10 protein-coding genes are annotated in these 13,441 nt (G+C 33.4%); 8 read left to right on the forward strand and 2 right to left on the reverse strand.

From position 1 onward, the window contains the following. Window positions 1-25 precede the first annotated feature (25 nt). A complete protein-coding gene (locus ACR9ES_RS06355) occupies window positions 26-667 on the forward strand; it encodes a YceI family protein (RefSeq protein WP_435255529.1) in 642 nt (213 codons plus the stop codon). Window positions 668-718: 51 nt separating this feature from the next. On the opposite strand, the gene lipB is transcribed toward ACR9ES_RS06355, so the two are convergent. Then, a complete protein-coding gene (gene lipB, locus ACR9ES_RS06360) occupies window positions 719-1,423 on the reverse strand; it encodes a lipoyl(octanoyl) transferase LipB (RefSeq protein ID WP_435255530.1) in 705 nt (234 codons plus the stop codon). A gap of 155 nt (window positions 1,424-1,578) precedes the next feature. Between lipB and ACR9ES_RS06365 the strand changes: the two genes are divergently transcribed. Both ACR9ES_RS06365 and ACR9ES_RS06370 read left to right on the forward strand, forming a co-directional pair. Continuing rightward, the gene (locus tag ACR9ES_RS06365) at window positions 1,579-4,458 is read left to right on the forward strand and encodes a reprolysin-like metallopeptidase (protein ID WP_435255531.1); all 2,880 of its coding nucleotides are present in this window, start codon (window positions 1,579-1,581) and stop codon (window positions 4,456-4,458) included. A 165-nt stretch (window positions 4,459-4,623) separates the two neighbouring features. Continuing rightward, complete coding sequence (locus ACR9ES_RS06370; RefSeq protein ID WP_274635240.1) at window positions 4,624-5,238, forward strand: deoxynucleoside kinase; 615 nt, start codon at window positions 4,624-4,626, stop codon at window positions 5,236-5,238. On the opposite strand, the gene ACR9ES_RS06375 is transcribed toward ACR9ES_RS06370, so the two are convergent. Further along, window positions 5,230-5,964, reverse strand: coding sequence for a TrmH family RNA methyltransferase (locus ACR9ES_RS06375; RefSeq protein WP_435255532.1), 735 nt, complete (start codon window positions 5,962-5,964; stop codon window positions 5,230-5,232). The two genes, ACR9ES_RS06370 and ACR9ES_RS06375, sit on opposite strands and share 9 nt — an antisense overlap. 71 nt (window positions 5,965-6,035) lie before the next feature. Here ACR9ES_RS06375 and ACR9ES_RS06380 point away from each other — a divergent pair, with 71 nt between their 5' ends. The 5 genes from ACR9ES_RS06380 (at window position 6,036) to ACR9ES_RS06400 (ending at window position 13,390) form a co-directional block, all read left to right on the forward strand. Then, on the forward strand, window positions 6,036-8,489 hold the full coding sequence (locus ACR9ES_RS06380; protein WP_435255533.1) for a BamA/TamA family outer membrane protein: 2,454 nt from the start codon (window positions 6,036-6,038) through the stop codon (window positions 8,487-8,489). 93 nt (window positions 8,490-8,582) lie between these two features. Further along, window positions 8,583-9,641, forward strand: coding sequence for a class II fructose-bisphosphate aldolase (gene fbaA, locus ACR9ES_RS06385; protein ID WP_299010787.1), 1,059 nt, complete (start codon window positions 8,583-8,585; stop codon window positions 9,639-9,641). Window positions 9,642-9,692: 51 nt separating this feature from the next. Further along, window positions 9,693-10,550: an acetyl-CoA carboxylase, carboxyltransferase subunit beta gene (gene accD, locus ACR9ES_RS06390; RefSeq protein WP_435255534.1), complete on the forward strand. Its 858-nt coding sequence runs from the start codon at window positions 9,693-9,695 to the stop codon at window positions 10,548-10,550. A gap of 142 nt (window positions 10,551-10,692) precedes the next feature. Further along, window positions 10,693-10,962, forward strand: a complete 270-nt coding sequence (gene rpsO, locus ACR9ES_RS06395) for a 30S ribosomal protein S15 (RefSeq protein WP_274635235.1) — start codon at window positions 10,693-10,695, stop codon at window positions 10,960-10,962. 187 nt (window positions 10,963-11,149) lie between these two features. Then, on the forward strand, window positions 11,150-13,390 hold the full coding sequence (locus ACR9ES_RS06400; protein WP_435255535.1) for a polyribonucleotide nucleotidyltransferase: 2,241 nt from the start codon (window positions 11,150-11,152) through the stop codon (window positions 13,388-13,390). The last annotated feature ends 51 nt before the right edge of the window (window positions 13,391-13,441 follow it).

Here is a 13,441-nt window from a genome sequence, read left to right on the forward strand (position 1 = left end):
AATAATCATTATTAAAAACTAAAAGATGAAAAAAACAATTTTAGCTATTGCTTTTATGGCAATGGGAGCTGTTGCTTGTAAGACAGAAAAAAACAAAACTGCTGTTAGCGAAGAGAAAGAAGTAGCAAAAACAGAAAATATCATTAACACATACAAAGCAAACGTTGCTGAATCTGTAGTTACTTGGAAAGGAAGTAAACCAACAGGTTCTCATAATGGTGTTGTAAGTTTAGAAAAAGGAACTTTAGAAATTGAAAATGGAGCTGTTAAGTCTGGTGAGTTTGTAATTGACATGAACACTATTGTTTGTGAAGATTTAGAAGCTGGTAACGGTAAAGAAAAATTAGAAGGACACTTAAAATCTGCTGATTTCTTTGATGTTGAAAAATTCCCAACTGCAAAGTTTGAAGTATCTAGTTCTGAAGTAAAAGACGGAAAAGTTCACGTAACTGGTAACTTAACTTTAAGAGATGTTACTAAGAGTATTACTATTCCTGCTACTATTACTGAAACTGAAGATGCTGTTACTTTTAAAAGTGATGTTTTTAGTATTGACAGAACTGACTTTGGTGTAACTTACAAATCTCAGAAAATTGACGCTGCTTTAAAAGATAAATTCATTAACGATTTAATGGAAATTTCTTTCGAAGTTAAAGCTAAAAAATAATTTTAGTTTTCTATAGAAACTAAAAAGGGTTGACAATTGTCAACCCTTTTTTTATGCTTTAATAAATTCCTCTACTTCAAACAACGTTTTAAAGTGTTTTAGAATTTTTTCCTTCACTTCTTCCTCTGGTATTTTTCTTCCCAATTCTGCTTCCATAGAAGTTACTGCTTTACCACGAATTCCACAAGGAATTATATTGTCAAAGTATCCTAAATTAGCGTTTACATTTAATGCAAACCCATGCATGGTTACCCATCTACTCGCGCGAATTCCCATCGCACAAATTTTTCTAGCAAACGGTGTTCCAACATCTAACCAAACTCCTGTTTCTCCTTCACTTCTTTCAGCTTTAATGCCATATTCAGCAATTGTTAAAATGATAGATTCTTCTAACAAACGTAAGTACTTATGAATATCGGTAAAGAAATTTTCTAAATCTAAAATTGGATACCCAACTATTTGTCCAGGGCCATGATAGGTAATATCTCCTCCTCTATTAATTTTATAAAAAGTAGCTTCTTTTTCTTTTAGCTTCTCTTCATTCAATAATAAATTACTGATATCACCAGATTTTCCTAGCGTATACACATGTGGGTGCTCGACAAATAAAAAATAATTTGGGGTTTCAATACCACACTCTCCATTCCTCTTTTCTCTCTTTAATGAAACTATCTCATCTAACAAACTCGTTTGATAATCCCATGTTTCTTTGTAATCTTTTTTTCCTAGATCACTAACTCTTACTTTTTTATTCATAAATTAGGCGTCTAAATAGCCCTACAAAGGTAGGGAAAATTAAACTTTTACTGTTATATGTAAGACTTATCAATAACTAAATCATGTCGAAAAGAAACTCCCTTCTCATATTATGTATTTTACTTTTTTCAACTTCTGGTTTGTTCTCTCAACAGATGTGGACGAAAACATCTAACGAAACAATTAGGCTTCAAAAAAAAGAAGTACTTGCTACTAAAGTTTCTCCGAATCAACACCTATTAATGAGGTTAGATTTAGAGAAGTTTACAAGTGTTTTATTAAACTCAAAAACTAAGAACACTTCTAATGAAAAAGTAATAATGCTTCCTAATGCGAATGGAGATATTCAACGCTTTTTAGTAAAAGAAACCTCATATTTAGCTCCTGAGTTAGCAGCAAAATTCCCACAAGTAACATCTTTCTCTGCGCAAGGGATTGACGATACTTCATCTACAGCTAAAATAAGTATTGGAAAAGATGGTGTGCATGTTATGTTATTCACCTCAAATGAGGGTACTGTTTATATTGACCCTTACACAAAAGATCATAAAGAGTATGTCGTTTATAAAAAAGGAGAACTTGCTTCTTTAGAAGATGATTTCTCGTGTAAACTTGAAAATACTGTTCAAAAAAGTAGTTCTTCTTCCTTACAAAGCAGAAATGCTAATGATGGAACATTGAGAACTTTTAGAACTGCTATTGCTTGTACTGGGGAATATGCACAATATCATATTGAAAGAAATAATTTAGAATCTGCTTCAGATAACGAAAAAAAAGCAGCTGTATTGTCTGCTATGAATACTACGATGACTCGTGTTAACGGTATTTTTGAAAGGGATTTAGCTGTAAGAATGGTGCTTGTTAACAACAACGATGAATTAATTTTCTTAGATGCTGAAACTGATGGATTATCAAACGATGATGCAAACTTCTTAATAGATGAAAGCCAAGTGAAATGTGATGCTGTTATTGGAGATGCAAATTATGATATCGGACATACCTTTAGCACAGGAGGTGGAGGATTAGCCCAATTAAATTCTGTGTGTGAAACTGGATATAAAGCTCAAGGAATAACAGGTAGAAGTCAACCAATAGGCGACGGATATGCTATTGATTATGTAGCTCATGAAATAGGGCATCAATTTGGTGCTACGCATACATTCAACAACTCTTGTAGCGGTAACAGAAGTCCTATAACTGCTGTTGAACCAGGAAGTGGATCAACCATTATGGCTTATGCGGGTATTTGCTCACCAAACATACAAGGAGCTAGTGATGATTATTTTCACGCTGTTAGTATCGCTCAAATGTGGGAACACATACAAGGAGCTGGAAGTTGTGCTAGTACTTCTAACACAGGAAATACTGCTCCTACAGCTACCGCAGGAAACAGTGTAAGCATTCCTAGATCTACACCTTTTGTTTTAAAAGGACAAGCTACCTATGTTGACGGAACAGCTTCTTTAACCTATACTTGGGAACAAATTGACAACGAAATAGCAACCATGTCTCCATTAGCTACCAATACTGGTGGACCAATGTTTAGATCTTTATCGCCGTCAAATTCTCCTGATAGGTATTTTCCTGCTCTTTCAACTGTGATAAACCGAAGCACTTCTACTATATGGGAAGTTCTTCCATCAGTAGCAAGAGAATTAGATTTCGCTTTTACAGTTAGAGATAACCATGCAGGAGGAGGTAGTACTGCAAGAGATGATATAAAAATTACCGTTGTAAATACTGAACCTTTTACCGTAACAAGTCCTAGTTCAGTAGTTTCTTGGGGAACAGGAGCTACACATACGATTACTTGGAACAAAGGAACTTCTGACCAAGCTCCAATCAACTGTGCTAGTGTAAATATTAGGCTTTCAACAGATGGTGGTCAAACTTTTCCAATCGTTTTAAAAAGTAACACTCCAAATGACGGATCAGAAAACATTGTTATTCCTGATACCCCTACTACATCTGCCAGAATCTTAGTAGAAGCAGCTGACAACGTTTTTTACAATGTAAACAATACCAACTTCACTATTTTTCAAGCAGATCCTACGTTTTCAATTTCTAACACCACTGGTGATTTATCTGTATGTAAAGTAGCAACAAACGAGCTTGTTTTTAATTTTGATTACGTGGCTTTATATGGTTTTACTGAAACAGTTACCCTTTCAACTACTGGAACACCAACAAACGCTTCAGCTACATTAAGCACAACAACTTTAAGCACAAGTGGTAATTTTACACTAACCTTAAATAACCTTGGTGAAGTTACCAATGGAGACCATATAATTACAGTCACAGCAACCTCACCAACAACTACAAAATCAGTAAATATTCTATTAAATATAAATGATAGTTTATGTAATTCTTCTGGAAATACCGAATCGCAAGTAAGTATTACTAATGTTGCCTTTAACAGTATTGATAACGATTCTAATAAAACTAATGGCTATTCTGATTTTACAGCTATAGACACTCAAGTAGTACGAGGTGAAACTTACGAATTAACAACCACTATTAACGCTGCTGAAAATAGTGATGTAAACACTTTTGCTTGGATTGATTGGAACCAAAACTGTATCTTCGACACTAATGAAACCTACGAAATAACATCAAACACTGTGAGTATTACGGTTCCTGAAGATGCTCCGTTAGGTTCTGTAATTATGAGAGTTTCGGTAAAACCTAGTTCTGATCCGAATTCTTGCGGATTAAATTTTAATGGCGAAGTAGAAGATTACACAGTTATTGTTGAAGAAAGTTTTGCTACAGACAACACTTTGTTTAAAGACCTTCGTACATTCCCAGTTCCTTCTGACGGAGCACTTACTGTAAACTTTAAGGTTAAAGACAAAAATTCAACCATTATCCGTTTATTCGATTTTAGAGGAAGATTGCTTGAAACTCAAGAGTTTTCTACTATTTCAAGTGAGTTCAACAAAGTAATTGAATTTAACAAAACTACTAGCGGATTCTACCTAATGCAAATCGAAAATGCAGGAAAACAAATAACAAAAAAGATTGCCATTAGGTAATCTCTTTTCCATACAAAACAAAAAAGCGAGCTAATTAGCTCGCTTTTTTATTTTTCTACTATATTGATTTGTTAATCTTCTTTCTTAATTCCTTTTTTTATGTACATTTACCTCCCCTGAACTGGCATTGCCAGCAATATTAAAATCATTATTACACAAATAGTTATGCACGTAGCAATTGCCGGAAACATAGGCGCAGGAAAAACCACATTAACCAAATTATTAGCAAAACACTACAATTGGGAACCTCATTTCGAATCAGTTGATGAAAATCCTTACTTAGATGATTTCTATGGTGAAATGGAGCGTTGGTCTTTTAACTTGCAAGTATATTTTTTAAATAGCCGTTTTCGTCAAGTCTTAGAGCTACGTAAGTCAGGGAAGAAAATAATTCAAGATAGAACTATTTACGAGGATGCTCATATTTTTGCTCCAAACCTACATGCAATGGGGCTTATGACCAATAGAGATTTCAGCAACTATTCTTCCTTATTTGAATTGATGGAAAACTTGGTAACACCTCCTGATTTATTAATTTATTTACGTGCAGATATTTCTACTTTAGTAGGTCAAATACACAAACGAGGTAGAGAATATGAGAATTCTATTAGTATTGACTATTTAAGCCGATTAAACGAACGCTACGAAGCTTGGATTAGCCAATACAACAAAGGAAAACTATTAATTATTGATGTTGATAATTTAGATTTTGTTGACAACCCAGAAGATTTAGGATATGTTATCGACAGAATTGATGCTCAAATAAACGGATTATTTTAATCCTCTTTTAAATTCACTTAGTAAAATTGCTGTAGCTGTAGCTACATTTAAGCTTTCAGTTTGTTGCAAATCACCAAATCTTGGAATGGTTAACGCGTGCTTTACTGTTTGAGCAATTTCAGATGAAATTCCGTTAGCTTCGTTCCCCATAACTAATACTGCTTTTTCTGTTAATGACGATGTGTACACATTCTCACCATCCATATCTGCAGTAAAAACTGGAAGTTTGCTATTTGATAAAAAATCTTGTAAATCTACATACGAAATATTTACTCGTGTTAAAGACCCCATGGTTGATTGTACTACTTTTTGATTATAACAATCAACTGTGTTTTTTGAACAAACTAATTCAGCAACTCCAAACCAATCACATAAACGAATAATAGTTCCTAAATTCCCAGGATCGTTAACTCCATCAAGAGCAACCATAAATTTATCTTGATTGATTTCTTTTTCCTTCGGAATTTTAAAAAGCCCCAAAACTTTATTCGGACTTTTTAACGTGCTTACCTTTTTTAATTCGCTTTCAGAAATTATGGTTATCTCACAATTTTTTGAAGCTTCAAAAGACGCATCTACAGAAAATATGTGTTCAACTTCTAATGAAGATGCTAACAACTCATTTACCACTTTCACTCCTTCTGCGACAAATAATTGGTGCTTCTGTCTATACTTTTTTTGCTGTAAACTAGTTATTAACTTTATGTTGTTTTTAGATAAGCTCATTAAATTATTTTTAACACTCTAAAACCACTAAAAAATAGTATTTTTGATTCTTAATACGAGGCGTAAAGTTAATGAAAAAACTTTCTTTCTTCTTTTTATTAGTAGTCTTATTCAGTTCGTGTAGCACGATTAAATATGTTAAAGAAAATGAATTATTACTGGCAAAAAACACCGTGTATATTGACAGTGTAAAAAGTTCAAGCGAAAACATTTCTGAATTACTAATGCAACGTCCTAATGCTAAGGCTTTAGGAATACCTTTATCGTTACATTTTTACAACCTTGGAAATCCTGAAGCTCCAAAAACACCTAGTGAATGGGGTAGAAAACATCAAAAAACTTATAATTTTATTAGTGATGTTTTTTCTGAAAAGCAAAGTATTTCGGTTGCAAAAACTTTTATAGGATTCAATAATTGGTTTTTAACTAGTGGACAAGCTCCTGTTATTATAGACGATAAAAAAACTGCAAGAACAGTAGACAACTTAAAAACCTACTATCAAACTGAAGGATATTTTAGAGCAAAAGTTACCTCTAAAAAAGACAGCATCGACAAGAAGAAAGGAGAAATCAGTTACCACATAACGAAAGGAAACCCCTCGCTTATAGATACTATTAAAACTATCATCACTTCTCCTGTTTTAGATTCTCTATATCAATCTACTAAAAATAAAAGCCACTTAAAATCTGGAGATCAATATAAAGATAACAACTTCATAAAAGAAGCGAATCGATTGGTAAAACTTTTTAGGAACAAAGGTGTTTATCATTTTAATGAAAATTATATTTCCTTTGAAATTGACACGTTAAAAAACTATGAAAAGTCAAATGTAGATGTAGAAATTTCAGAAAGATCAATTCCTTTTCAAATACAAAAAATTAAAAAAGTTAATGTTTATACCGATTTTGCCTATAACAGACGAAATTCTAAACATAGAGATACTACAAACTATGAAGGGATTGATTTTTATGCTCTTCGTAAATTAAAATACAACCCTAAGTATTTATCTCAATCTATCTTTATAAAACCAAACACTGTTTACAGTGATTCTCTCAGAAATTTAACCCGATTGCATTTAAGAGGTCTTAAAAATTTCAAAGCTACCTCTATTAGATATGATGAGTTGAGTGAAAACGAGCTAGAAGCTAATATTTTTTTAACTCCAATTGAAAAATACACCTTAGGTTTTGAATCAGAGCTTTCACGTTCTAATATTCGTAATTTTGATGTCTCTTTAAAATTCTCTTTAACCAATAGAAACACTTTTAAAGGTGCTGAAATCTTTAAATTTTCAACCTTTGGTTCTTATTTTAATTCAAACAATGGCCCTGGTTGGGAAATAGGTTCTGACATTTCTCTAGAGGTTCCTCGTTTTATGGCTCCTTTTGGTTTGCATAAACTAGTTCCTAAAAGAATGTTTCCTAGAACTAAATTCTATTCAGGTATCGGATTTCAAAAAAATATTGGTCTAGACAAACAGAACATTTCTGTAGGAATTGATTATAAGTGGAATTTTAACGAGAAAAAATCAATCCAACTAGAATTACTGAACACACAATACATCAGAAACCTAAACGTTAACAATTATTTTTCTATCTACAATTCACAATATCGAAGATTAGATCAGGTTGCAGAGATTTACGATCCTTCTTATACCTTACCAGATAATAATGCAAGTAATTTTAATGGCATTGTAGCTTTTATGAGAGACGTACTTTTAGATACTTCTTTTGCAAGTTCTAATCCAGATGAATATAAAAGTGTGCTTAATATTGCAAATAGATTTAACATTATTACATCCGACTTTTTAATTCCTGAAATTGCTTACGGATATATTTACAATAATCAACAAAGCATTAAAGATCAAAGTTTTTCTTTTTTTAGATTTAGAGTCGCTAACTCAGGAAACTTCATGGGGCTTTTATCTAACAAAACTAATGGTTTAGGACAAAAAACTGTTTTTCAAATTCCTATTGCTCAATATTTTAAAACTGACATCGAATACAAAAAATATTGGGATTTAGGCGATAACAATGTATTAGCTCACAGAACTTTTCTAGGAGCAATTTTTACGTACAATAATTCTGACGTCCCTTTTTCTCGTAGTTATTTTGCAGGAGGTTCTAATGATATTCGTGCTTGGAGAACTTACGATTTAGGTCCTGGTACAAGAAGCCCAATATTAGAGTACAATATTGGTAGTTTAAAGTTTTTAACTAGTTTCGAGTACCGCTTTAATGTTTTTGGTTCTCTTAAATCAGCTTTATTTGTTGATGCTGGAAATATTTGGGACATTACCAATTCAGAACTTGCCGACCCCGCTGCTAAATTTAACGGTTTTAGCTCTATAAAAGACATGGCTGTAGGTGCTGGTTTCGGACTTCGATATGATTTTAAATTTTTAATTGCCCGCTTAGATTTAGGCTTCAAAGCACACGAACCTTACCTTACTGGTAATAGATGGTTTAGAAACTTTAATTTCAGTAACTCAGTGTTAAATATTGGTATCAATTACCCTTTTTAATAAACTACTTTCTATCAAAAATTTATCGCAACTTATAAAAAAAGTGTAGATTTGTTCCCTAATTTTGTAACACACAACTAATAAAAAACAAAGATGATTAAACCTGGAGTTGCCACCGGAAAAGAAGTTCAAGCAATTTTTGAATTAGCTAAGCAAAAAAACTTTGCTTTACCAGCTGTTAATGTTGTAGGATCTAATACTATTAATACTGTTTTAGAAACAGCTAAAGAACTTAACTCACCTGTAATTATCCAGTTCTCTAACGGAGGTGCTCAATTCAACGCAGGTAAAGGCTTATCAAACGAAAATGAAAAAGCTGCTATTGCAGGTGCTGTAGCAGGTGCAAAACACATACATTTATTAGCAGAAGCTTACGGAATTCCTGTAATTTTACATACCGATCATGCTGCTAAAAAATTATTACCTTGGATTGATGGTTTATTAGATGCTAGTGAGCAATTTTATAAAGAAACAGGAAAACCTTTATACAGTTCTCACATGATTGATTTAAGTGAAGAACCTCTAGAAGAAAACATTGAAATTTGTAAAGAATACCTTGCTCGTATGAGTAAAATGGGAATGACTTTAGAAATTGAATTAGGAATTACTGGTGGTGAAGAAGACGGTGTTGATAATTCTGATGTAGATGTATCTAAATTATACACGCAGCCTGAAGAAGTAGCTTACGCTTATGAAGAATTAATGAAAGTAAGCCCTCAGTTTACTATCGCTGCTGCTTTTGGTAACGTACACGGAGTTTACAAACCAGGAAATGTAAAATTAACTCCGAAAATTTTAAAGAATTCTCAAGAGTATATTTCACAAAAGTATAATGTACCTCACAATACAATCGACTTTGTATTCCACGGAGGGTCAGGTTCTACTTTAGAAGAAATTCGTGAAGCTATTGGCTATGGAGTTATTAAAATGAATATCGATACTGATTTACAATATGCGTTCACCGAAGGTGTTCGTGATTATATGAAAGAAAAATCTGCATATTTGCAGTCTCAAATCGGTAACCCTGAAGGAGATGATGTTCCTAACAAAAAACATTACGATCCTCGTAAATGGTTACGTGAAGGAGAACAAACTTTTAAAGCTAGATTAAAGCAAGCTTTTGAAGATTTAAATAATGTAAACACATTATAAAATTCTTTGAAAAAAGAAAAACCAAACAACTAAAGATTAAAAGACTAAATTATGGCTTGGTTTAAACGTACAGACAAAGGGATTCAAACCCCAACAGAAGAAAAGAAAGACACACCTAAAGGCTTGTGGTATAAAACCCCAAGCGGAAAGATAATTGACACCGATGAACTTAAAAAGAACCTATATGTAAGTCCAGAAGACGGATACCATGTACGTGTAGGAAGTAAAGAATATTTTGAAATATTTTTTGATGACAATAAGTTCACAGAAATAGCACCAAAATTATCAGCTAAAGATCCTTTAAAATTCGAGGACACTAAAAAGTATCCTGAAAAATTAAAAGCGGCTCAGAAGAAAACAGGTTTAAAAGATGCTGCACGTGCTGCCGTTGGTAAATCAAATGGAAAAGATTTAGTAATTGCTGCTATGGACTTCTCTTTTATCGGTGGTTCAATGGGTAGTGTTGTTGGTGAAAAAATAGCTCGTGCTATTGATCATTCACTTGAACATAAAATTCCTTTCTTAATGATTTCTAAATCAGGAGGAGCGCGTATGCAAGAAGCATTAATTTCTTTAATGCAATTAGCAAAAACTTCAGTAAAGCTAGCTCAGTTAGCAGAAGCTAAAATCCCATACATTTCATTATGTACCGATCCTACCACAGGAGGAACAACAGCTTCTTTTGCAATGTTAGGAGACATTAATATTGCTGAACCAAATGCTTTAATTGGATTTGCAGGACCTCGTGTAGTAAAAGATACTACGGGTAAAGATTTACCAGAAGGCTTCCAACGTTCAGAATTTTTATTAGAACACGGTTTCTTAGACGCTATCTACGAAAGAAAAGACTTAAAAAAACAGGTGAATTTATATTTAGATTTAATACAAAACAAACCTGTAAGAGCATAACAAAAAAGCTAGTGATTGCTAGCTTTTTTGCTTTCTATCATTTTCAACATATATGAATAGTTTTCATTTAAAAAATAATCGTACATTTGCAACTTCAATGTAATAGCATTGAGTACATAATAATCATTTAAACAATATTGGCATGTATTTAACAAAAGAAGTTAAAGAACAAATCTTCGCAAAACACGGTAAAGGAGCAAATGATACTGGTACTGCTGAAGGACAAATCGCGTTATTTACGCACAGAATTAATCACTTAACTGAGCACTTAAAAAGAAATCGTAAAGATTTTAACACTGAGCGTTCATTAGTTAAAATGGTAGGTAAGCGTAGAAGCTTGTTAGATTATCTAAAGAAAAAAGATATCAACAGATACCGTGCGATTATTAAAGAATTAGGAATTAGAAAATAATTCTACAAAAAAGAGGCTCTATAAACGTGCCTCTTTTTTATTTTACAATAAAAAGTATTTCTGACTAACAACCAGAAATTTATATATAAAAAGTTCAAAATTATTAACAACAATTTTGATTTTCCATTGGAACAACAACAACACAACAACAAACAAAAACGAATTAAAAATTTAGACGAATTAATTTATGATTCCAAAAGTATTTAACCAAGTTATAGAACTTGGAGATGGAAGAACCATCACATTAGAAACAGGAAAATTAGCAAAACAAGCAGATGGTTCTGTTGTTGTAAGAATGGGAGATACAATGTTATTAGCAACAGTTGTATCAGCAAGAACTGCAAATCCAGGTATTGACTTTTTACCATTAACGGTAGATTACCGTGAAAAATTTGCTGCCGCAGGTCGTTACCCTGGTGGATTTATGAAGCGTGAAGCGCGTCCTTCAAACGAAGAAATTTTAACCATGCGTTTGGTTGACCGTGTATTACGTCCATTATTCCCAAAAGATTATCACGCAGAAACTCAGGTAATGATTCAATTAATGTCTCATGACGAAAATGTAATGCCTGATGCTTTAGCTGGTTTAGCAGCATCTGCAGCTATTCAGTTATCAGACATTCCTTTCGAAGCACCAATTTCTGAAGTACGTGTTGCACGTATTAACGGTGAGTTTATCATTAACCCAAGCGCTACTCAATTAGCAGAAGCTGATATCGACTTAATGGTTGGAGCTTCTAAAGATTTCGTTGCCATGGTTGAAGGTGAAATGGACGAAGTTTCTGAAGAAGAAATGGCAGAAGCAATCCGCATAGCACACGAAGCTATTAAAGTACAGTGTGATGCTCAAGTAGCATTAGCAGAAGCTTTTGGTAAAAAAGAAACTCGTGAGTATGAAGGTGAGGCTGAAAATGAAGAGTTAGCAGCTAAAATTCACGAAGCAACTTACCAAAAATGTTACGACATTGCTAAAAAAGGAACTTCTAAACAAGAAAGAGGCTTAGCTTTTTCTGAAGTAAAAGATGAAGTTATCGCAATGTTTACCGAAGAAGAATTAGAAGAGTATGGAGATTTAGTAGGAAAATATTTCAGTAAAGCACACAAAGCTGCGGTTAGAGATTTAACTTTAAACGAAGGTTTACGTTTAGACGGGCGTACAACTACTGATATTAGACCAATTTGGTGTGAGGTTGATTATTTACCAAGAACTCACGGTTCATCAATCTTTACGCGTGGTGAAACTCAAGCCTTAGCTACTGTTACTTTGGGTACTTCTAGAGATGCTAACATGGTAGATTCTCCTACATTACAAGGTGAAGAGAAATTCTATTTACACTATAACTTCCCTCCATTTTCAACAGGAGAAGCGCGTCCTTTAAGAGGAACTTCTCGTCGTGAAATTGGACACGGAAACTTAGCTCAAAGAGCATTAAAAGGAATGATTCCTGCAGATTGTCCTTACACAGTACGTGTAGTTTCTGAAGTATTAGAATCTAACGGTTCTTCTTCTATGGCAACTGTTTGTTCAGGTACTATGGCATTAATGGATGCTGGGGTTCAAATGAAAAAACCAGTTTCTGGTATCGCAATGGGATTAATTTCTGACGGTGATCGTTATGCTGTTTTATCTGATATTTTAGGTGATGAAGATCACTTAGGAGATATGGACTTTAAAGTAACTGGTACTGCTGATGGTATTACTGCTTGTCAAATGGATATTAAGATTAAAGGATTATCTTACGAAATCTTAGTCAAAGCCTTAAAACAAGCTCGTGATGGTCGTTTACATATTTTAGAGAAATTAACTGACACAATTGCTACTCCAAATGCAGATGTGAAGCCTCATGCTCCTAAGATGGTAAACAGAGTTATTCCTAACGACTTAATCGGTGCGTTTATCGGACCACAAGGAAAACACATTCAAGAGTTACAAAAAGAAACAGAAACTACTATTGTAATTAATGAAGATCCTGTTACTGAAGAAGGAATCGTTGAAATTTTAGGTACTAACCAAGAAGGAATTGATAAAGTACTTGCTCGTATCGATTCTATGATGTTTAAACCTGAAAAAGGTTCTATTTACGAAGTAAAAGTGATTAAAATATTAGATTTCGGTGCTGTTGTTGAATATACAGAGGCTCCAGGAAACGAAGTATTATTACACGTTAGCGAGTTAGCTTGGGAACGTACAAATAATGTAACTGATGTAGTAAACATTGGCGATATTATTGATGTAAAATACTTTGGAATTGATCCTAAAACTCGTAAGGAAAAAGTATCTCGTAAAGCGATATTACCAAAACCTGAAGGTTATGTAGCTAGACCACCTAGAGACAACAACAAAGATAACAGAGGAGGTCGCGACAATCGCAACCGCGATAATCGTCGTGATGATAGAAAACCTAGAGAAGAGAAAAAAGAATCATAATATTCTTTTCCATATAAAAACAAAAAGGTAACCAATTTGGTTACCTTTTTG

It is taken from the genome of Tenacibaculum sp. A30 (genome assembly GCF_051200845.1).
Lineage (GTDB): Bacteria > Bacteroidota > Bacteroidia > Flavobacteriales > Flavobacteriaceae > Polaribacter.

What these genes read in the sequence shown, in the direction of transcription:
- fbaA (WP_299010787.1), top strand. Translation starts at nt 8,583, where the DNA reads ATGATTAAACCTGGAGTTGCCACCGGAAAAGAAGTTCAAGCAATTTTT.
- ACR9ES_RS06370 (WP_274635240.1), top strand. Translation starts at nt 4,624, where the DNA reads ATGCACGTAGCAATTGCCGGAAACATAGGCGCAGGAAAAACCACATTA.
- rpsO (WP_274635235.1), top strand. Translation starts at nt 10,693, where the DNA reads ATGTATTTAACAAAAGAAGTTAAAGAACAAATCTTCGCAAAACACGGT.
- ACR9ES_RS06375 (WP_435255532.1), bottom strand. Translation starts at nt 5,964, where the DNA reads ATGAGCTTATCTAAAAACAACATAAAGTTAATAACTAGTTTACAGCAA.
- ACR9ES_RS06400 (WP_435255535.1), top strand. Translation starts at nt 11,150, where the DNA reads ATGATTCCAAAAGTATTTAACCAAGTTATAGAACTTGGAGATGGAAGA.
- lipB (WP_435255530.1), bottom strand. Translation starts at nt 1,423, where the DNA reads ATGAATAAAAAAGTAAGAGTTAGTGATCTAGGAAAAAAAGATTACAAA.
- accD (WP_435255534.1), top strand. Translation starts at nt 9,693, where the DNA reads ATGGCTTGGTTTAAACGTACAGACAAAGGGATTCAAACCCCAACAGAA.
- ACR9ES_RS06355 (WP_435255529.1), top strand. Translation starts at nt 26, where the DNA reads ATGAAAAAAACAATTTTAGCTATTGCTTTTATGGCAATGGGAGCTGTT.
- ACR9ES_RS06380 (WP_435255533.1), top strand. Translation starts at nt 6,036, where the DNA reads ATGAAAAAACTTTCTTTCTTCTTTTTATTAGTAGTCTTATTCAGTTCG.
- ACR9ES_RS06365 (WP_435255531.1), top strand. Translation starts at nt 1,579, where the DNA reads ATGTGGACGAAAACATCTAACGAAACAATTAGGCTTCAAAAAAAAGAA.